This window comes from Klebsiella planticola (assembly GCF_000783935.2).
In the GTDB taxonomy this organism is placed as follows: domain Bacteria; phylum Pseudomonadota; class Gammaproteobacteria; order Enterobacterales; family Enterobacteriaceae; genus Klebsiella; species Klebsiella planticola.
In genome coordinates this window covers 687,203-706,078 of the sequence record NZ_CP026047.1, presented here as the reverse complement: position 1 = coordinate 706,078, position 18,876 = coordinate 687,203, and the positions used below count along the sequence as shown (strand labels likewise).

Annotated in this window: 17 protein-coding genes, 3 tRNA genes and 1 riboswitch; of the genes, 11 read left to right on the top strand and 9 right to left on the bottom strand. The window is 58.5% G+C overall.

The genetic code is table 11. The features are described 5' to 3' along the window. Positions 1-171: 171 nt before the first annotated feature. The 6 genes from amiC to cobS all read left to right on the top strand — a co-directional run bounded on the left by amiC (position 172) and on the right by cobS (position 6,783). Entirely contained in the window at positions 172-1,425 is a 1,254-nt protein-coding gene (gene amiC, locus MC50_RS03310; protein WP_032690903.1) for an N-acetylmuramoyl-L-alanine amidase AmiC, read from the top strand. 14 nt (positions 1,426-1,439) lie between these two features. Further along, positions 1,440-2,525, top strand: a complete 1,086-nt coding sequence (gene cobD, locus MC50_RS03305) for a threonine-phosphate decarboxylase CobD (protein ID WP_047663437.1) — start codon at positions 1,440-1,442, stop codon at positions 2,523-2,525. A gap of 81 nt (positions 2,526-2,606) precedes the next feature. Continuing rightward, a riboswitch (cobalamin riboswitch) is annotated at positions 2,607-2,768 on the top strand. Between the two features lie 157 nt (positions 2,769-2,925). Next, positions 2,926-3,885, top strand: a complete 960-nt coding sequence (cbiB, locus tag MC50_RS03300; RefSeq protein WP_047663436.1) for an adenosylcobinamide-phosphate synthase CbiB — start codon at positions 2,926-2,928, stop codon at positions 3,883-3,885. Between the two features lie 95 nt (positions 3,886-3,980). Beyond that, positions 3,981-5,504 (top strand): cobyric acid synthase, encoded by a 1,524-nt coding sequence (locus MC50_RS03295; RefSeq protein WP_047663435.1) that lies wholly within the window; start codon positions 3,981-3,983, stop codon positions 5,502-5,504. Then, on the top strand, positions 5,498-6,043 hold the full coding sequence (gene cobU, locus MC50_RS03290; protein ID WP_032690907.1) for a bifunctional adenosylcobinamide kinase/adenosylcobinamide-phosphate guanylyltransferase: 546 nt from the start codon (positions 5,498-5,500) through the stop codon (positions 6,041-6,043). Before MC50_RS03295 ends, cobU begins: the two co-directional genes overlap by 7 nt. Next, positions 6,040-6,783 carry an adenosylcobinamide-GDP ribazoletransferase gene (cobS, locus tag MC50_RS03285; RefSeq protein ID WP_047663434.1) on the top strand — a complete coding sequence of 248 codons (744 nt, stop codon included), beginning with the start codon at positions 6,040-6,042 and terminating at the stop codon, positions 6,781-6,783. The genes cobU and cobS overlap by 4 nt, the downstream gene beginning before the upstream one ends. Before the next feature lie 244 nt (positions 6,784-7,027). On the opposite strand, the gene MC50_RS03280 is transcribed toward cobS, so the two are convergent. The 3 genes from MC50_RS03280 to MC50_RS03270 form a co-directional block, all read right to left on the bottom strand. Next, positions 7,028-7,104 (bottom strand) — tRNA-Met (locus MC50_RS03280). A 46-nt stretch (positions 7,105-7,150) separates the two neighbouring features. Then, a tRNA-Met gene (locus MC50_RS03275) sits at positions 7,151-7,227 on the bottom strand. 50 nt (positions 7,228-7,277) lie between these two features. Further along, positions 7,278-7,354 (bottom strand) — tRNA-Met (locus tag MC50_RS03270). A gap of 215 nt (positions 7,355-7,569) precedes the next feature. Here MC50_RS03270 and mltA point away from each other — a divergent pair. Together mltA and tcdA are read left to right on the top strand one after the other, a co-directional pair. Beyond that, the gene (mltA, locus tag MC50_RS03265) at positions 7,570-8,667 is read left to right on the top strand and encodes a murein transglycosylase A (RefSeq protein WP_032690915.1); all 1,098 of its coding nucleotides are present in this window, start codon (positions 7,570-7,572) and stop codon (positions 8,665-8,667) included. Positions 8,668-8,800: 133 nt separating this feature from the next. Then, positions 8,801-9,619, top strand: a complete 819-nt coding sequence (tcdA, locus tag MC50_RS03260) for a tRNA cyclic N6-threonylcarbamoyladenosine(37) synthase TcdA (protein WP_047663433.1) — start codon at positions 8,801-8,803, stop codon at positions 9,617-9,619. 180 nt (positions 9,620-9,799) lie between these two features. On the opposite strand, the gene csdE is transcribed toward tcdA, so the two are convergent. After that, positions 9,800-10,231, bottom strand: coding sequence for a cysteine desulfurase sulfur acceptor subunit CsdE (gene csdE, locus MC50_RS03255; protein WP_032690917.1), 432 nt, complete (start codon positions 10,229-10,231; stop codon positions 9,800-9,802). Continuing rightward, positions 10,231-11,436, bottom strand: coding sequence for a cysteine desulfurase CsdA (gene csdA / locus MC50_RS03250; protein ID WP_047663432.1), 1,206 nt, complete (start codon positions 11,434-11,436; stop codon positions 10,231-10,233). Before csdA ends, csdE begins: the two co-directional genes overlap by 1 nt. A gap of 445 nt (positions 11,437-11,881) precedes the next feature. On the opposite strand from csdA, the gene gcvA reads away from it, so the two are divergent. From gcvA to rlmM, 3 genes are read left to right on the top strand one after another with little or no spacing between them, the layout of a single operon-like run. Continuing rightward, positions 11,882-12,799, top strand: a complete 918-nt coding sequence (gene gcvA, locus MC50_RS03245; RefSeq protein ID WP_015585849.1) for a glycine cleavage system transcriptional regulator GcvA — start codon at positions 11,882-11,884, stop codon at positions 12,797-12,799. A 19-nt stretch (positions 12,800-12,818) separates the two neighbouring features. Continuing rightward, positions 12,819-13,214, top strand: coding sequence for a DUF423 domain-containing protein (locus tag MC50_RS03240; RefSeq protein ID WP_032690919.1), 396 nt, complete (start codon positions 12,819-12,821; stop codon positions 13,212-13,214). Next, entirely contained in the window at positions 13,207-14,307 is a 1,101-nt protein-coding gene (gene rlmM, locus MC50_RS03235) for a 23S rRNA (cytidine(2498)-2'-O)-methyltransferase RlmM (RefSeq protein ID WP_004867036.1), read from the top strand. The genes MC50_RS03240 and rlmM overlap by 8 nt, the downstream gene beginning before the upstream one ends. Before the next feature lie 56 nt (positions 14,308-14,363). Here the strand turns inward: rlmM and fucR are convergent, their stop codons facing one another. The 4 genes from fucR to fucI form a co-directional block, all read right to left on the bottom strand. Beyond that, complete coding sequence (gene fucR / locus MC50_RS03230) at positions 14,364-15,080, bottom strand: L-fucose operon activator (RefSeq protein ID WP_032690920.1); 717 nt, start codon at positions 15,078-15,080, stop codon at positions 14,364-14,366. 56 nt (positions 15,081-15,136) lie between these two features. Further along, the gene (gene fucU / locus MC50_RS03225; protein ID WP_032690921.1) at positions 15,137-15,559 is read right to left on the bottom strand and encodes an L-fucose mutarotase; all 423 of its coding nucleotides are present in this window, start codon (positions 15,557-15,559) and stop codon (positions 15,137-15,139) included. A gap of 1 nt (position 15,560) precedes the next feature. After that, complete coding sequence (gene fucK / locus MC50_RS03220) at positions 15,561-16,979, bottom strand: L-fuculokinase (RefSeq protein ID WP_046853506.1); 1,419 nt, start codon at positions 16,977-16,979, stop codon at positions 15,561-15,563. A 97-nt stretch (positions 16,980-17,076) separates the two neighbouring features. After that, on the bottom strand, positions 17,077-18,852 hold the full coding sequence (gene fucI, locus MC50_RS03215) for an L-fucose isomerase (RefSeq protein ID WP_032698873.1): 1,776 nt from the start codon (positions 18,850-18,852) through the stop codon (positions 17,077-17,079). Positions 18,853-18,876: the final 24 nt, after the last annotated feature.

The following is an 18,876-nucleotide window of genomic DNA, read 5'->3' as shown; positions in this document are numbered from 1 at the left end:
GGTTAAACGCAAGTCTAAATTTGCGACGAAACTGATAAAAATCTGTGATCAAATGCGCGCTGCCTAAGATTGTTTACCCTTTTATTGATGACAGGTTATGCAGCTTTCGTTAAAGTTTCCGGTCAATCTGTCTGTTTTGAGTACCAATACGTTTTATTGCTTGGGAGTGGCATGCCGGGATACAAGTCAGGATTAAGCCGTCGTCGTTTTTTACAGGGGGCGGGCGCAATGTGGTTAATGAGCGTCAGCCCGCTGGGTTTAGCGGCCGCCGCGCAGGTCGTCGCCGTACGCGTCTGGCCGTCGTCAACCTATACGCGCGTTACGGTAGAATCCAGTCATGTGCTGAAATATCGGCAGTTTGCGTTGAGCAATCCGGAACGGCTGGTGGTCGATCTGGAAGGCGTCAATCTTAACTCCGTGCTAAAAGGCATGGGGGCGAGTATTCGCGATGATGACCCTTATATTAAGTCCGCGCGCGTCGGCCAGTTTGATCCGCAAACCGTGCGCATGGTCTTTGAACTCAAGCAGAACATCAAACCGCAGCTCTTTGCCCTGGCGCCGGTGGCCGGCTTTAAGGAACGTCTGGTGATGGATCTCTATCCTTCGACCGCCACCGATGTTCAGGATCCGCTGCTGGCGTTACTGGAAGATTACAACAAGGGCGATCTCGAACGTCAGGTCCCTCCTGCAGAAAGCGGGCCGAAGCCGGGTAAAGCCGGGCGCGACCGACCTATTGTGATCATGCTCGATCCGGGCCACGGCGGTGAAGACTCCGGCGCGATCGGCAAATACCATACCCGTGAGAAAGATGTGGTGCTGCAGATTGCCCGGCGGCTACGGGCGCTCATCGAAAAAGAGGGCAACATGCGGGCCTACATGACCCGCAATGAAGATGTCTTCATTCCGCTGAAGGTTCGCGTGGCCAAAGCGCAAAAGCAGCGCGCCGATCTGTTCGTGTCGATTCACGCCGATGCCTTCACCAGCCGACAGCCGCGAGGCTCATCGGTATTTGCCCTGTCGACCAAAGGCGCCACCAGTACCGCCGCAAAATTCCTCGCGCAGACCCAGAACGCCTCTGACCTGATCGGGGGCGTCAGCAAGAGCGGCGATCGCTATGTCGACCATACGATGTTCGATATGGTGCAGTCGCTGACCATCGCCGACAGCCTGAAGTTTGGTAAAGCGGTGCTGCAAAAAATGGGCAGAATCAATAATCTGCATAAAAATCAGGTGGAGCAGGCGGGCTTTGCGGTGCTGAAGGCGCCGGATATTCCGTCGATCCTGGTGGAGACGGCGTTTATCAGTAACGTAGAAGAAGAGCGTAAGCTGAAAACGGCGACCTTCCAGCAGCAGGTGGCTGAGTCGATTCTGGCGGGGATTAAAGCCTACTTCGCCGATGGCGCCACGCTGGCAAGGCGCGGATAATACGGGAGCGGGAGATGGCGCTACTGAAGAGCGCGCACGGCGGTAATACCCGGGAAGCCGCTGCGCTGCTGGGCATTGAGGCGCACCAGCTTCGGGATTTCAGCGCCAATATTAATCCTCTTGGCATGCCGGAAAGCGTCAGACGCGCGCTTATCGATAATCTGGCCCTGGCGGAGCGCTACCCTGACGTTGAATACCCGCAGTTGCACCTTGCGCTGGCGGAACACCACCGTATTTCCGCATCGTGGATCCTGGCAGGCAATGGCGAAACCGAATCCATTTTTACGCTCGTTCACGGGCTAAAGCCGCGCACGGCGATGGTGGTGAAACCCGGTTTTGCAGAATATCGCCGCGCGCTGCAGACGGTCGATTGCACTATCCTCGAGTTCGCGCTGCGTGAAGAGGATGGCTGGCAGTTGACCGACGCGATTCTCGAGGCGCTGACGCCAGAGCTGGACTGTTTGTTCCTCTGTACGCCCAATAATCCGACCGGCCTGCTGCCGGAGCGCCCGCTGCTTGAGGCGATTGCCGCCCGCTGCCGGGACGCCGGTATCGCGCTGATTCTTGATGAAGCGTTTATCGATTTCATTCCTGACCAGCCGGGATTTATCCCCTTTCTGCAAAACAGTCCGCATATCTGGGTGCTCCGCTCGCTGACCAAATTTTACGCCATTCCCGGCCTGCGTCTGGGCTACCTGGTTAACAGCGATGAACGAGCGGTGGCCCGACTGCGCGAGAAACAAATGCCGTGGTCGATCAACGCGTTTGCCGCTCTGGCGGGGGAAATAGCGCTCAAGGATCGCGCCTATCAGCAGGCCACCTGGCGATGGCTGGCGCAGGAGGGTAGCCGGTTCTATCAGGCCCTCCGTCAGCTTCCCGGCCTGAGCGTCTATCCGGGGCGGGCGAACTATCTCTTTTTACGTTGCCATCTCCCGGAGCTCGATCTGCAGCAGGCGTTGCTGCAGCAGCATATCTTGATTCGCAGCTGCGCTAACTATCCGGGACTGGGAAACGGTTATTACCGCGTAGCGATTCGCAGCCCTGAGGAGAATCAACTGCTGCTTACGGCGCTCTGCGCTATCCTTGCCGCTCCCCTCTGACTGCAAGCGACCGGCTTCTCCGTATGGCATAATAGGCCGCCTGTTGCTTCAGATACCCGGTCTGACGAGCGTCCGGATGCAGCCGCAGGATAACCAACAGGTGCAAGGGAAGGGGGTGAAACGCCTCCGCAGCCCCCGCTGCTGTGATGCTGACGACCCCGTAAATACCACCGGCCGCGAATCCGGGAAGGGCGGGCGAGGATGACGCTAAGCCAGAAAACCTGCCTGTCGGTCATTACCAACAACTTCGGTGGGAAGTGGGTTGCTCAGATGCGTGCCGTCGCAAGACGGCGTCAGGCGCACCTTTACACCCCGACCACCCTGAACAGGAACAGGGTATGGCGGTACGACTCCATTCATCCATTGCCGCCCGCTGGCGGGCGGCAACGAGGCCCGGGCAATGACGTTACTTGCCTGGTGCGTGGCCTGGATTCTCGATTTTTTCATCGGCGACCCGCCGCGCTGGCCGCATCCGGTACGCTGGATCGGCAATCTCATCACCTTGACTCAACGTATCGTACGCCGGTATTGCCATAGCGACCGTGCGCTGCGCGTTGGCGGCGCGCTGATGTGGCTGACGGTGGTTGGCCTGACCTGGCTCCTCTCCTGGAGCCTACTGAAACTGGCGGCAAGCCTCCATCCCTGGCTGGGCTGGGGAGTTGAAGTGTGGATGATCTTTACGCTCCTGGCCGGGCGCTGCCTTGCGGATTCCGCCCGGGAAGTCGAACGTCCGCTGCGCGCGGGCGATGTGGCGCTCAGCCGGGAAAAGCTCTCCTGGATTGTCGGGCGCGAAACCGCGCAGCTCCAACCTGAACAGATCAATCGCGCGGTGGTGGAGACGGTTGCAGAAAACACCGTCGATGGCATTATTGCGCCGCTGTTCTTCCTGCTGCTGGGCGGCGCGCCGCTGGCGATGGCCTATAAAGCGGTCAACACCCTCGACTCCATGGTGGGGTATAAACATGAAAAATACCGCTCCATTGGTATGGTCAGCGCCCGCCTTGATGATGTGGCGAACTGTATTCCCGCGCGTCTGAGCTGGCTGCTGTTCAGCCTCGCGGCGTGGTTATGTCGCTACGACGCCGCGGGCGCCCTGCGTATCGGCTGGCGCGATCGCTATCAGCACAGCAGCCCCAATTGCGCGTGGTCGGAAGCCAGCGTCGCCGGCGCGTTAGGCATCCGGCTCGGCGGCCCGAATGACTATTTTGGCCAGCGGGTGGACAAACCCTGGATTGGCGACGCCGTACGCGATATTTCGCCCGAGGATATTCCCCGTGCCCTGCGCCTGATGTGGGTCGCCTCGACGCTGGCGCTGGTGATGTTTATGGCCGCACGGTATCTATGGACAGGGATGGCCTGAGGAGAAATCCGCATCACCTTCTGGCAGCGGGGCAGTGGCAACATAACAGAGCAGGATGGGAAAATAATGCGAGAAAACGCGAACGAGGAGGCCTCATGACGCAGGCAATTATGTTGCAGGGGACGGCGTCCGATGTCGGTAAAAGCGTGCTGGTGGCCGGTTTATGCCGCATTTTCTATCAGGATGGCCGGCGTACGGCGCCGTTTAAATCGCAGAATATGGCGCTCAATTCGGGGATCACGGCGGACGGCAAAGAGATGGGCCGGGCGCAGATCTTTCAGGCCGAGGCCGCCGGTATCGAACCCGACGTGCGGATGAACCCTGTCTTGCTGAAACCCACCAGCGACCTGAAAGCTCAGGTGGTGCTGATGGGCAAAGTGGCGACGAATATGGATGCGGTGAGTTACCACGAGTATAAACCGCGCCTGCGCGAACAGATCCTCTCGGTCTATCGCAGCCTGGCGCAGGAGTATGATGTGCTGGTCCTGGAAGGGGCCGGTAGCCCGGCGGAGATCAACCTGCGCGATCGCGATATCGTCAATATGGGGATGGCGGAGATGGCGCAGTGCCCGGTGATCCTGGTTGCCGATATCGACAGAGGGGGCGTCTTTGCCGCGATCTACGGGACGCTGGCGCTGCTTGAGGAGCAGGAGCGCGCCCGGGTGAAAGGGGTGATTATCAATAAATTCCGCGGCGACATTGCGCTGCTCTATTCCGGAATCGAACAGATCGAAGCATTAACCGGCGTCCCCGTACTGGGAGTACTGCCGTGGCTGGAGGTCGATCTGGAGGATGAGGATAGCGTGGCGCTGCAGAAAGGGAAGTATCTGAGCACCGCGAAGCGCGAGATCGACATCGCGGTCGTTCAGCTTCCCCATACCTCAAACTTCACCGATTTCAACGCGCTGGCGGCGCAGCCGGATGTCCGCGTGCGCTACGTGCGGCACCCGCAGGAGCTGGCGCAGGCCGATCTGGTTATCCTGCCCGGCAGTAAAAATACGCTGGGCGATCTGCTGTGGCTGCGCGACTCTGGGATGGCGGCGGGCGTCTTGCAGGCACGTCAGCAGGGGATTCCGCTGTTGGGGATCTGCGGCGGCTATCAAATGCTGGGTGAGACGATTGTCGATGAGGTGGAATCCGGCCTGGGGACGCAGCCCGGCCTCGGTCTGCTCAATACCGTGACGCAGTTTGCCCGACATAAAACCACCACTCAGGTCGACGCGACAATGGCGAGCGCGCTGCCGGACTGGCTGGCGGGCGCGTCTGCCCTGCGGGTGCGAGGTTATGAAATTCATATGGGGGAAACGATCCTTAACGGGAGCTGCCGTCCGTTGATGCAGCTGGAGAAAGATGGCGAGCTGGTGGCGGATGGCGCAATGACGGATGACGGACTCGTATTCGGGACTTATCTGCACGGCCTGTTCGACAGCGATGATTTCACCCGCGCGCTGGTCAACGGCCTGCGTCGGCGCAAAGGGCTGGACGCGCTGGATACCGCTCTTCACTATGCGCAATACAAATCGCAACAGTTCGATATCCTGGCCGCCGCCATGCGCCAGCATATTGATATCGAAAAGATTTACCACATCATGCAGCAGCATCAGGAGCCATCATGCTGATTCTGGTTACCGGCGGTGCCCGCAGCGGGAAAAGCCGCCACGCCGAGGCGCTCGTCGCCGATTCACCGCAGGTTTTGTATCTCGCGACCTCGCAGATCGTGGATGACGAAATGGCGCAGCGGATCCAGCATCACCGCGATGGCCGCCCGGCGCACTGGCGCACCGTCGAACGCTGGCACCATCTCGATGAGGTTATTACGCCGCGTAACGACCCGCAAGAAGCCGTGCTGCTGGAGTGTATGACGACCATGGTGACCAACATGCTGTTTGCTCAGGGGGGCGAGATCTCTCCGGACGACTGGGATTATGCGGCAATGGAGCGGATGATAGACGATGAGATTCATTCGCTGATTGTGGCGTGCCAGCGCTGCCCGGCAAAAGTGGTGCTGGTTACCAATGAAGTGGGGATGGGGATTGTCCCGGAAAACCGCCTTGCGCGGCATTTTCGCGATATTGCCGGCCGGGTTAACCAGCGCCTGGCGGCGGCGGCAGATGAGGTCTGGCTGGTGGTATCAGGTATTGGAGTCAAAATTAAATGATCAAATTATTCTGGGCAACGCTCTCTTTTCTCAGCCGCTTACCGGTACCGGATCGTTGGTCTCAGGGGCTTGAGATCGATCGGTATGTCCGGGGGATCGTCACTTTTCCGCTGGTCGGGGCGCTGCTGGGAGGTTTGAGCGGGCTGGTATTTCTTGCCGTTCAGTCCTGGTGCGGTCTTCCGCTTGCGGCGCTGTTTTGCATTTTAGCGCTGGCGCTGCTGACCGGTGGTTTTCACCTCGATGGCCTCGCCGATACCTGCGACGGCGTCTTTTCCGCCCGTCGTCGGGAACGGATGCTGGAGATTATGCGTGACAGCCGACTGGGGACCCATGGCGGGCTGGCGCTTATTTTTGTTTTACTGGCAAAAGTGCTGGTTGTCAGCGAGCTGGCGCTGCGTGGAACGTCGGTGCTGGCCGCGCTGGCGGCCGCCTGTGCCGCCGGGCGTGGCGTCGCCGTGCTGCTGATGTACCGCCATCGCTACGCCCGCGAAGAAGGACTGGGTAACGTATTTATCGGCAAAGTGAGCGGCCGACAAACCTGCGTGACGCTGGGGTTAGCGGTAATTATCGCCGCCATGCTGCTGCCTGGCATGCATGGCGTGGCGGCGTTGGGGATCACCATGGTGGCCATTTTTATCCTCGGACGGCTGCTGAAACGTACGTTGGGTGGGCAAACCGGTGACACGCTCGGGGCGGCGATTGAACTGGGCGAGCTGGTTTTCCTGTTGGCTCTGCTATGAGTCAGGCTACGCGATAAGTTGTAGCGGGGCGATGGGTCATCGCGCGCCATGTCTGCTCCGCAAGGGGAGGCGATGGCGCGTCTGGCATCATGCGGGCAAGAAAAGGCGCGTATTAATGCGGACAGGGAGAAATCGCGCCGGATTGGCGCCGGGTCAGTCTGTCAGAGGGGGCGGGGCATTGCGCTGGCGCGACCGTACGCGGTGCGCAGAAACAAAAAAACACCCGTCAGGGTGTTCATTGTGTTGGTTGCGGGGGCCGGATTTGAACCGACGACCTTCGGGTTATGAGCCCGACGAGCTACCAGGCTGCTCCACCCCGCGTCCGTCTTTACTCTTCATCGAGTAAATTATGCATCAGATTTTAAATTGGTTGCGGGGGCCGGATTTGAACCGACGACCTTCGGGTTATGAGCCCGACGAGCTACCAGGCTGCTCCACCCCGCGTCCGTCTTTACTCTTCCATCGAGTAAAGCTTACTGCTATCTGATTTTAATTGGTTGCGGGGGCCGGATTTGAACCGACGACCTTCGGGTTATGAGCCCGACGAGCTACCAGGCTGCTCCACCCCGCGTCCGTGGAAGCGCACTATACTCCGCTCGCGTTTTGATGCAACCCTTTTTCAGTAAAATCATCAAATTTGTAATAAACGGTGTATAAAGAACCATTTTCGGCTTGTTTTTTGAGCAAGATTGTATTTGTGGTGCTTTCGCGCATTTCAATAGCCTTGGGGGTTTGTTATCTTCCCTCATCACGAACCGCGACTAAGCAGCATAAAGAAGAGATACCATGAAAGGATGTTGGGCAAAGTATATAGCGACAGGAGCAATGCTGGCGATGCTCGCCGCCTGTTCCTCAAAACCGACCGATCGCGGTCAGCAGTATAATGAAGGGAAGTTGACCCAACCGTTCTCTTTGGTTAACCAGCCTGATGCGGTTGGTTCGCCAATTAACGCCGGGGACTTCTCCGAGCAGGTCCGTCAGATTCGCAGCGCCTCACCGCGCCTTTATAATAGCCAGAGCAACGTCTATAACGCGCTGCAGGAGTGGCTGCGCGCCGGTGGCGATACCCGCACTCTGAGCCAGTTCGGCATTGATGCCTGGCAGATGCAGGGCGCCGATAGCTATGGCAACGTTCAGTTCACCGGTTACTACACTCCGGTGGTGCAGGCGCGCCATACTCGCCAGGGCGAATTCCAGTACCCGATTTATCGCATGCCGCCGAAGCGCGGTAAGCTGCCGTCCCGCGCCAGCATTTATGCCGGCGCCCTGAGCGACGACTATATTCTGGCCTACAGCAACTCGCTGATGGACAACTTTATTATGGACGTGCAGGGCAGCGGCTATATTGATTTTGGCGACGGCTCTCCGCTGAACTTCTTTAGCTATGCCGGGAAAAATGGCTGGTCATATCGCAGCATTGGTAAAGTCCTGATCGATCGCGGTGAAGTGAAGAAAGAAGATATGTCGATGCAGGCGATCCGTGAATGGGGTGAGAAACACAGTGAAGCCGAAGTTCGCGAGCTGCTTGAACAGAACCCGTCGTTCGTCTTCTTTAAACCACAGTCTTTTGCCCCGGTAAAAGGCGCCAGTGCGGTGCCACTGATTGGTCGTGCCTCGGTGGCTTCCGACCGCAGTATTATTCCGCCGGGAACGACCTTGCTGGCGGAAGTGCCTCTGCTGGATAATAGCGGCAAGTTTAACGGGCAGTACGAGCTGCGTCTGATGGTCGCGCTGGATGTGGGTGGGGCGATTAAAGGCCAGCACTTTGATATCTACCAGGGGATCGGAGCAGACGCCGGTCATCGTGCCGGTTGGTATAACCACTATGGTCGCGTCTGGGTGTTGAAAAATGCGCCGGGCGCCGGCAACGTCTTTAGCGGTTAACGCGCTACCGTCTGATAGTTTATCGCCCGGACCGGCGCAACGCGCCGTCTCCGGGGTCGCCTGGCGGTCGCATTGATCTTTTATTCGCACTATGGGGCTTGCGCTGGCAGGCCCCGATGCATTCTGAGGTTTTATGTCTGTTGTAATCAGCGATGCCTGGCGTCAACGCTTTGGCGGCACGGCGCGTTTATATGGTGAAAAAGCGCTGCAATGTTTTGCCGATGCGCATGTTTGCGTCGTCGGTATCGGCGGAGTGGGCTCCTGGGCGGCGGAAGCGCTGGTAAGAACCGGAATTGGCGCGATTACCCTGATTGATATGGATGATGTCTGCGTCACTAACACTAACCGACAGGTTCATGCCCTGGGGGGCAACGTCGGGCTGGCGAAAGCCGAGGTGATGGCCGAGCGTATTCGCCTGATTAACCCCGAGTGTCGGGTAACGGTCGTGGACGATTTTGTCACGCCGGAAAACGTTGCTGAGTATCTCGGCGTCGGCTTCAGCTATGTGATCGATGCGATTGACAGCGTACGTCCCAAGGCGGCGTTAATCGCGTATTGTCGCCGTTATAAGGTGCCGCTGGTAACCACCGGCGGCGCGGGCGGGCAAATCGACCCGACGCAGATTCAGGTAGCCGATCTGGCGAAAACCATCCAGGATCCGCTGGCGGCAAAGCTGCGCGAGCGGTTGAAGAGTCAGTTCGGGGTGGTGAAGAACAGCAAAGGTAAGCTTGGCGTGGATTGCGTTTTTTCCACCGAAGCGCTGGTCTATCCGCAGGCCGACGGCAGCGTTTGCGCCATGAAGAGCACTGCCGAGGGCCCGAAACGAATGGATTGCGCCTCCGGATTTGGCGCCGCGACGATGGTCACCGCGACCTTCGGTTTTGTCGCCGTGTCCCATGCGCTGAAAAAAATGCTGGCGAAGGCGGAGCGTGAAGCGGCTTCTGCCGGGTAATTCTCCCGGGCGGCGGGTAACCCCTTGCCCGGCTACGATACGGCGCTGACAGTAGCCCCGGTAAGCGCAGCGCCACCGGGGGAAGGTGTACCCGGGCGGCGAACTCCTTGCCCGGCTACGATACGGCGCTGACTGTAGCCCCGGTCAGCGTAGCGCCACCGGGGGAGGTTAAAAGAGAAATTAAGCCTCGCGAGCGGCGGCGAGCACCGCTTCGCTCAGCGCGCTCAGTCCCTGGCTGCGCGAGGCGCTCAGCTGACCGCGCAGCCCCAGCTCATCAAACAGCGTCAGCGGATCCTGAGCCAGCAGCTCGGCGGCGCTTTTCCCTTCTACCGCCGTGAGCAGCACCGCCAGCATACCGCGCACAATCCGGCCTTCGCTATCGCCGAAGAAGTGCAGTTTACCGTCAGCATCAACGGTATAGCCCAGCCAGACGCGGTTTTCACATCCGGCAATCTCTTTGGCCCGTTCTTTCAGGTCATCCGACAGCGCAGGCAGCCGCTTACCCAATAAAATCAGCTGGCGGTATTTATCTTCCCACTGGCTGAGCGGAATAAACGTCTGGCGTAAGGTCTCTTCGGTGATGCTGGTACCAAAAGGATGAGAAGTCGTCATTAATCCACCAGTATTTCCAGGGCGCGGTCAACGGCATGCACCAGCGCGTAAACATCATCCTGAGTATTATAGGGGGCAAACGAGGCGCGCAAGGTACCGCTAACGCCCAGTGCCGCCAGCAGCGGTTGGGCGCAGTGCTGTCCGGCACGCAGCGCAATACCCGACTCCGCCAACAGGGTTACCATGTCGCTGTGATGTACTCCGGCGAAGTCAAACGCCAGCAGGCTGGACTCCTGACAGCGGAAGGAACGAAAGCCAGGCCGCTTCGCCAGCTCATCTTCCGCCAGCGTCGCCAGGCTACGGCTCCAGCTTTCGGCCTGGGCGATATCGGTCTCCTCCAGCCACTCCAGCGCGGCGCTCAGGCCAATGACGCCAGCAATATTTGGCGTCCCGGCTTCCAGGCGATAGGGAACCGGCTGAGTGGCAAACCCGGCGAAGGTGACCTCGGTAATCATTTTGCCGCCGCCGAGCCAGGGCGACATGGCATCCAGCAGCGCGCTTTTGCCGTACAGCGCGCCAATACCCGTTGGTCCGTACAGCTTATGGCCGGAAAACGCATAAAAATCGATGTCTAGCCGCTGAACGTCGGCGGGAAAATGAACCGCCCCCTGAGCACCGTCAACCATCACCACCATACCGGCGTCATGCGCATGGCGGATTGCCGTCGCCAGGTCCGGGCAGCCGCCGGTCACGTTGGACATCTGGCCGATGGCCAGCAGCCGACTGCGCGGCGTAATAAGAGAAGGCAGAAGGGCGACGTCGGGCAGGCGATCGGCAGCGACGGGCAGCTTCACGATCCGGGCGCCGGTTTGCTCTGCGACCATCAGCCAGGGAACCAGGTTGGCATGGTGCTCCGCTTCACTGACGATGATTTCATCGCCGGGCCGCAGGCGCGGGCGAAGATAGCTCTGCGCCACCATATTGATGGCTTCGGTGGTGCCGCGCGTCCAGACGATATCTTTCGCGGACGGGGCATTGAGCAGCGCCGCCACGCGCTCGCGGGCATTTTCATAGCGTTCAGTCAGGCGCTGGGCGGCGGCAAACTGGCTACGATGAACGTTGCCTGCGCTGAGGCGGTAAAACTGGTCGCTGGCGTCGATGACGGCGAGCGGCTTCAGCGCCGTCGCTGCGCTATCAAGGTAAACGCCGGCATCGGCCAGCGCAGGAAACTGGGCGCGAAAGTGAGCAGGATTGAATGCGTTCATGGAATTCCTCGTTGCAATACGACGATCGTCGCGCAATTTAGTCATCAGGGCAAGGCTGGCGAAAGGAAGAGAGGAGGAGATTCAGGTCAGCGCGGCGGCAGACAGGCAAAAAAAAAGCACCGCATGTTGCGGTGCTACATTAAATCACTATGGACAGACAGGGTAAATGTACAGGAAGTGAAAAGGGTAGCTTTACTACCATGGTCTGCAAACACAGACCAATTGCAAACACAACAACACAACATCACAACCGTAAGCCAAAAGCTTGTTGGAACACGCATTCCAAAAAAAAGCTCTTCGTTCCGGCTCAGGAAGTGCCGCCACTATAGGTATTTGCTGGTAGAACCTCAACGGACAAATTATAATGGCTCAGATAAAAAAAACTAATAGGTTAACTGTTGTTTCCTGTTTGTTAAAACGCCTTAACATCTAAGCCAGAATAACCATGTCAAAGCGATTACCGCCCCTGAATGCATTACGTGTTTTTGATGCAGCCGCACGTCACTTAAGCTTCACTCGCGCAGCAGATGAGCTTTTTGTGACGCAGGCCGCAGTAAGTCACCAAATCAAGTCACTAGAGGATTTTCTAGGGCTGAAGCTGTTTCGCCGCCGCAATCGATCGCTGCTGCTGACGGAAGAAGGCCAGAGCTATTTTCAGGATATTAAAGAGATTTTTTCGCAGCTGACCGAGGCGACGCGTAAACTACAGGCCCGAAGCGCGAAAGGGGCCTTAACGGTGAGTTTACTGCCCAGTTTTGCGATCCAGTGGCTGGTGCCGCGACTCTCAAGCTTTAACTCAGCTTATCCGGGGATTGATGTCAGAATCCAGGCCGTGGACCGTCAGGAGGACAAACTGGCGGATGACGTCGACGTGGCGATTTTCTATGGCCGCGGCAACTGGCCAGGTCTGCGCGTCGAAAAATTGTACGCCGAATATCTGCTGCCCGTCTGTTCTCCGGCGCTGCTGACCGGTGACAAGGCATTGAAAACACCTGCGGATCTGGCGCAACATACGCTGTTGCACGATGCTTCCCGCCGCGACTGGCAAACTTATACCCGTCAGCTTGGTCTAAGCCATATTAATGTGCAGCAGGGGCCTATTTTCAGCCACAGCGCGATGGTGCTGCAGGCGGCTATTCACGGGCAAGGGGTCGCCCTGGCCAATAATGTGATGTCCCAGTCCGAGATCGAGGCCGGCCGGTTGGTCTGCCCGTTTAATGATGTTCTGGTCAGTAAGAATGCGTTTTATCTCGTTTGTCATGACAGTCAGGCTGAACTGGGTAAAATAGCCGCCTTCCGACAATGGATACTGGCGAAAGCGGCGAGCGAACAAGAAAAATTTCGTTTTCGTTACGAACAATAAATGATTGTAGGGTAAAAACATGACCAGCCGATTTATGCTGATATTTGCCGCGATAAGCGGTTTCGTCTTTGTTGCTCTGGGCGCCTTTGGCGCGCATGTATTAAGCCGGTCGTTAGGCGCGGCGGAAATGGCCTGGATTCATACCGGGCTTGAGTACCAGGCCTTCCATACGCTGGCTATTTTTGGTCTGGCGGTGGCGATGCAGCGCCGTATCAGTATCTGGTTCTACTGGAGTAGCGTCTTTATGGCGCTCGGTACCGTTTTGTTCAGCGGCAGTCTCTACTGCCTGGCGCTGTCGCATTTACGCCTGTGGGCGTTCGTGACGCCGGTCGGAGGCGTGAGCTTCCTCGCCGGTTGGGTTTTAATGTTAATTGGTGCAATTCGTCTGAAACGTAAGGGCGTTGTTCATGAATAAGGTTGTCCTCTATTGTCGCCCCGGGTTTGAGAAGGAGTGCGCAGCAGAAATTACTGATAAGGCCTCCCGCCTTGAGGTGTTTGGTTTTGCCCGAGTGAAAGAAGACTCTGGCTATGTCATTTTTGAATGCTATCAGATGGAAGATGGCGACAAACTGGTGCGTGAACTGCCGTTCAGCTCGCTGGTTTTCGCCCGTCAGATGTTTGTGGCCGGCGAACTGCTGCGCGACCTGCCGCCGGAAGATCGCATCACGCCGATTGTCGGGATGCTGCAGGGCGTGGTCGAGAAGGGCGGCGATCTGCGGGTGGAAGTGGCCGATACCAATGAAAGCAAAGAGCTGATGAAGTTCTGCCGTAAACTGACGGTTCCGCTGCGCGCGGCGCTGCGTGAAGCGGGCGTGCTCACCAACTATGAAACGCCGAAGCGCCCGGTGGTGCATGTGTTCTTTATTGCCCCCGGCTGCTGCTATACCGGTTACTCGTACACCACCAACAACTCGCCGTTCTATATGGGGATCCCGCGTCTGAAGTTCCCGTCTGATGCGCCGAGCCGTTCTACGCTGAAGCTGGAAGAGGCGTTTCACGTCTTTATCCCGGCAGATGAGTGGGACGAGCGTCTGGGCAACGGGATGTATGCGGTGGATCTGGGGGCCTGCCCCGGCGGCTGGACCTATCAGCTGGTGAAACGCAATATGTGGGTCTCCTCCGTGGATAACGGCCCGATGGCGCAGAGTCTGATGGATACCGGGCAGGTGACCTGGCTGCGTGAAGATGGCTTCAAGTATCGGCCAACGCGCAACAACATCTCGTGGATGGTGTGCGATATGGTGGAGAAACCGGCGAAAGTAGCGGCGCTGATGGCGCAGTGGCTGGTGAACGGCTGGTGCCGGGAAACCATCTTTAACCTTAAGCTGCCGATGAAAAAGCGCTATGAGGAGCTGTCGCGCAACCTTGCCTATATCCAGGAACAGCTGGATGAACACGGGATTAATGCCCAGATCCAGGCGCGTCAGTTGTATCACGATCGTGAAGAGGTGACCGTTCACGTCCGTCGCCTGTGGGCGGCCGTTGGCGGTCGCCGCGACGAACGCTAAGCTCGCGTCGTGTCCCGGATAACGGCAGCGTTATCCGGGTTCTCTTGTCCCGCCGGTTATTTTGCCGCTATCTGCGCGTCAGAAAGAATGTGTGTCACATCATCCAGATGACCAATCCTGGCCTCCCCCGAACGATTAAACTTACTTTTGTCGATCAGCAGTAGCGATTGCGCCGCGCGTTTGAGCAGCAGCGATTTAAAATCGGCGTTCACCGTATTTGAATCCCACAGCGCGCCGTGGCTATCGATACCTTCGCAGGAAAAAATAAACAGATCGATCTCCAGCGATTTGAGCTGTGAGATCAGCGAAGGGCTGACGTAGCAGCCATATTTGCGCTGGAGCGTGCCGCCGGAGCAGGTGAGCTGAATGTTTTCGCGTTTGCTCAGCTCCTGGCAAATCGGCTGGCTGTTGGTAAAGACGTGCAGGTTGATATCCGGCAGCTGGCGGGCCAGATACCAGCAGGTGGAGCTGGCGTCGAGGGCAATCACCATCCCTTCGTCAATCCAGGCCAGGGCGCCGCGGGCGATATCCGCTTTATGGGCATAGTGGCTTTTGAGGCGAATATGGAAAGGGTCGCCGCTGTCCTGGCTTTCCCGATGAATGATTTTGACCCGACCGTGGTTACGCAGCACTTTTCCCCGCGACTGCAGCTCGCTCAGATCGCGACGAATCGTCTCTTTACTGACGTTGAGCTGTAGCGATAAGGCTTCCGTCGTCAGGCTGCTATGGTTGATCAGCAGGTCTATTATCGCTTGCTGGCGTGCCGCTTTCATGTTCTCACCCTGTCATTCGATGAGCGTCCGCATCAGGCGGACGCTCCGGCATGAGATTACGGCGTTACCCCTTTTTTTAAAAGAATATTCCCGTACTTAGCGCGTTCGCCTGTGATAACGATCGCAAAGGCTTTTTGCGCCCGCTCATAGAAGGCAAAGCGGTCGATACGGACGATATCCGGACATGGACTCTGTGGTGAGAGGGCGTCGCGATAGCGCATTTCCACCTGCGGGTCGAGCGTATCGCCTTCGACCGCCGCCATCATGACCAGCGGCGGCGCATAGCTGTCGAGCTCAAACAGCGGAATTACCGCGCGTAAGAGATCGCTCACCTGCAGGCCATCGGCGCGCAGCACCTGTGGCCCGATGCTGTGGGCCGGGAAGTGCGCATCAGAAAAAATAATCTCATCCCCGTGACCCATCTCGGCGAGGACCTTGAGGAGTTGAGGGGAAATGAGCGGAGAGATTGTTTTTAACATTTCATACTCCCTCTGACAGTTCGGGTTCGGTTTGCGGGTAGAAGTAGCGGTACTGATAGTGGACCTGCGATCGGGCCTGCCCGGCGCTGGCAAACTCGCCGGCGCCAGACCAGGCGTACATCGCAGCCCCTGACACGGTGGTTTCGGCGTCATCCAGTACCTTAATCGGTATATCGAGCATGTTGGCTTTGATTTGATTCCACAGCACATTGCGACTGCCGCCGCCGACCAGCAGCAGTTCTCTGGCCTTAAAATGGCCGATATTTTCCAGAGTGCGCAGGTTATTTTTCAGCTGGCTGGTTAACCCCTCCAGCGCCGCGCGATAAAAATGGCCGCGGGTCGTATTGAGCGTGACGCCTTGCCAGCCCGCATGCTGGCAGGCCAGCAGGTCGCACTGCATCTTCACGCCTTCTGCGCCGGCGGGAATCAGCCGCGCCTCATCAATCAGCGTTTGCCAGGGCGTTTGGGGCGTCCAGAGCAGCTGACGAACCCACTCCAGCACCCCGGAGGCCAGCCACTGCATCCCGGGATTGGTCAGCCCGGCCAGACTGTCCAGCTCGCAGGTTGAGCCGGGATACTGACTGAGCAAGGCGGTGTTGACCTCGCCGCTACGTACCATCAGGATTTCCCAGGTACCGGAGGAGAGCACCGGTTCATCCTGCTGAGCACCGGCGCCAAACAGCGCAAACTGCGTATCGTGGCCGGCGGAGAACACCGGCAGGCCGGCGGGAAGCCCCAGCTGCGCAGCGGCATCGTGGCGCAGCGAACCTATCCTGTCGCCCGCTTCGACCAGCGTCGGGAACAGACGACGCGGTATCCCGGTAGCCTCCAGAATCTCGGGGCTGAAATCCCGCCGATGAATATCCAGCATCTGGCTGGTGCCCGCCATGGTGATATCGGTCGTGAAGGCGCCGGTTAAACGGTGATTGATCAACGAGGAGATAAACAGCCAGGCGTGGGCCTTTGCCAGCAACTGCGGGTGATGCTCTTTCAGCCACACCAGTTTATACAGGGTATTGAAGCTGAATGCCCCGACGCCGGAGATCTCCTGCAGGCGCTGCGGGGCGATCAGCTGTCCGATGTTCTCCATCACTGCGAGCGTGCGCGGGCATTTCCAGCTGATCGTCGGGTAGAGCAGCGTACCGTGCTCATCGACCAGCGCGCCGTCAACGCCAAAGGTGGTCACCGTGATGCCGCGAATCCGGCACGCGGCCAGTTCGGCCGAGAGGCGCTGACAGCAGTCGGCGAAGCGTTGCAGAATAGCCTCCAGCGACCACTGGTGCCACGCGGGGTTCTCCGCGGCGCGCTCACTGGCGTTGGCGGTTGAGGCCCGGGCGACAATTTTACCCTGACGATCGACGGCGATAACCCGCACGTTGGTGGCGCCGCAGTCGAGGACGAGGATGACTTCATTTTTCATATTAACTCCATAAACGTCGCCGGATGGCGCTGCGCTTATCCGACCTACGGCTGACGTGCCCGTAGGCCCGGTAAGCTTGCGCCACCGGGCAAAGCCATTAACGTTTATACAGCGGGCCGTAGTTCTGACAGGCGCGGTAGTCCTGGCCTTCCGTGTCCATGCCGTGGGCGGACCAGCTGGACGGACGGTAGATTTTGCCCTCTTCCACGTTATGCATGCAGACCGGGATCCGCAGCATGGCCGCCAGGGTAATAAAGTCAGCGCCGACGTGGCCGATAGTCAGCACGCCATGGTTAGCCCCCCAGTTGGCCATCACCGAATAGACGTCGGCAAACGGGCCTTTGCCGGTGAGGCGCGGGGCAAACCAGGTGGTGGGCCACGTGGAGTTGGTGCGGGCATCCAGCTGGTCGTGCATCGCTTTTGGCAGCTCGACGCTCCAGCCTTCGGCTATTTGCAGCACCGGTCCCAGACCTTTGATGATGTTGACCCGGGTCATGGTAAACGGCACGCCGCCTTCAGTCAGGAAGCGTGAGGAGTAGCCGCCGCCGCGGAAGTATTCATGAATCGCCGGACACCATTCGGTTGCCGCCAGGCAGGCATCCGCCTCTTTCTGCGAAATCTCCCAGTGCGGTTTCATCGTTGGTTTGCCCTCTTCATCCCGCTGTTTGCAGGAACCGTCCAGCGCGGCGGAGCCCGAGTTAATCAGGTGAATAATGCCATGTTCCGCCAGCCCGGTGAGCGGCTGGCCGGTCACGCGCTCAACCGCGTCCGGCGACCAGTAGGTGCGCACATCGGCAAATACCTGCGCGGTACCGGTCAACTGGTGGCCCATTAGCATCGCTACCCCGTTGAGGCTGTCGTTCTCGGTAGCGACGACAAAAGGCTCACGTACGCCGTTCCAGTCGAAGGAGCTGTTGAGCAGCGCCTCGGCGGTGTCGCCGTTCGGATATTGATCGGTCCAGTGGCGCTGACCCTGGAAGCCGGCGGCGATGGCGTTGTAGCCCAGCGACTCCTCGACCAGCCCTTTTTCTGCCAGTTTCTTGTTGCCCTGCATCATGTCGCGAATACACATCGCCATCAGCAGGCTCTCTTTTAGCACCGCGCGGCTCTGTTCTTCATCGCGCTTATAGTGCTGCGCGTTCTGGTCCTCGCCGTAGCGGAAGTTTTTATCCGCCCAGGCCAGCGCCATTTCCAGCTCGACTTCATCATAGATTTTCTGGTCGATGCGGCGGCGCAGTTCGGTCATATCAACCGCCTGGACCTTCATCCCCAGCCAGGATTCAAAGAAGTTATGGTCGACGATGGAGCCAGCGATGCCCATCGAAACCCCACCCACGGAGAGATAGCTTTTCCCTTTCATGCTGGCAACGGCGAGCCCGGCGCGGGCAAAACGCAGCAGTTTTTCCTCAACGTCGGCCGGGATGGTGGTGTCGTCGGCATCCTGGACATCATGGCCGTAGATCGAGAACGCCGGGATCCCTTTCTGACTGTGGGCGGCCAGCGCGGCGGCCAGATAGACGGCGCCGGGGCGCTCCGTGCCGTTAAATCCCCAGATGGCCTTCGGGCGCAGCGGATCCATGTCGATGGTTTCGCTGCCGTAGCACCAGCAAGGGGTCACGGTGATCGTCACGCCGACGTTCTGGCTGCTGAACTTCTCCTCGCAGGCGGCGGATTCCGCCATGCCGGCGATGCAGGTGTCGGCAATCACGCACTCAATCTGCGCGCCGCTGGCATGACGGAGTTTCTCGCTAATCAGCGCGGCGGTGGCTTTTGCCATATTCATGGTCTGCTCTTCCAGCGACTCGCGTACTCCCATACGACGTCCGTCAATCACCGGGCGAATACCAATTTTGGGTAAGCTGATTCTTTTCATTACAGACTCCTCACGTTATTCGGA

What these genes read in the sequence shown, in the direction of transcription:
- fucR (WP_032690920.1), bottom strand. Translation starts at nt 15,080, where the DNA reads ATGAAAGCGGCACGCCAGCAAGCGATAATAGACCTGCTGATCAACCAT.
- rlmM (WP_004867036.1), top strand. Translation starts at nt 13,207, where the DNA reads ATGAATAAGGTTGTCCTCTATTGTCGCCCCGGGTTTGAGAAGGAGTGC.
- gcvA (WP_015585849.1), top strand. Translation starts at nt 11,882, where the DNA reads ATGTCAAAGCGATTACCGCCCCTGAATGCATTACGTGTTTTTGATGCA.
- cbiB (WP_047663436.1), top strand. Translation starts at nt 2,926, where the DNA reads ATGACGTTACTTGCCTGGTGCGTGGCCTGGATTCTCGATTTTTTCATC.
- fucI (WP_032698873.1), bottom strand. Translation starts at nt 18,852, where the DNA reads ATGAAAAGAATCAGCTTACCCAAAATTGGTATTCGCCCGGTGATTGAC.
- MC50_RS03240 (WP_032690919.1), top strand. Translation starts at nt 12,819, where the DNA reads ATGACCAGCCGATTTATGCTGATATTTGCCGCGATAAGCGGTTTCGTC.
- MC50_RS03295 (WP_047663435.1), top strand. Translation starts at nt 3,981, where the DNA reads ATGACGCAGGCAATTATGTTGCAGGGGACGGCGTCCGATGTCGGTAAA.
- fucU (WP_032690921.1), bottom strand. Translation starts at nt 15,559, where the DNA reads ATGTTAAAAACAATCTCTCCGCTCATTTCCCCTCAACTCCTCAAGGTC.
- mltA (WP_032690915.1), top strand. Translation starts at nt 7,570, where the DNA reads ATGAAAGGATGTTGGGCAAAGTATATAGCGACAGGAGCAATGCTGGCG.
- fucK (WP_046853506.1), bottom strand. Translation starts at nt 16,979, where the DNA reads ATGAAAAATGAAGTCATCCTCGTCCTCGACTGCGGCGCCACCAACGTG.
- amiC (WP_032690903.1), top strand. Translation starts at nt 172, where the DNA reads ATGCCGGGATACAAGTCAGGATTAAGCCGTCGTCGTTTTTTACAGGGG.
- tcdA (WP_047663433.1), top strand. Translation starts at nt 8,801, where the DNA reads ATGTCTGTTGTAATCAGCGATGCCTGGCGTCAACGCTTTGGCGGCACG.
- csdE (WP_032690917.1), bottom strand. Translation starts at nt 10,231, where the DNA reads ATGACGACTTCTCATCCTTTTGGTACCAGCATCACCGAAGAGACCTTA.
- cobD (WP_047663437.1), top strand. Translation starts at nt 1,440, where the DNA reads ATGGCGCTACTGAAGAGCGCGCACGGCGGTAATACCCGGGAAGCCGCT.
- cobU (WP_032690907.1), top strand. Translation starts at nt 5,498, where the DNA reads ATGCTGATTCTGGTTACCGGCGGTGCCCGCAGCGGGAAAAGCCGCCAC.
- cobS (WP_047663434.1), top strand. Translation starts at nt 6,040, where the DNA reads ATGATCAAATTATTCTGGGCAACGCTCTCTTTTCTCAGCCGCTTACCG.
- csdA (WP_047663432.1), bottom strand. Translation starts at nt 11,436, where the DNA reads ATGAACGCATTCAATCCTGCTCACTTTCGCGCCCAGTTTCCTGCGCTG.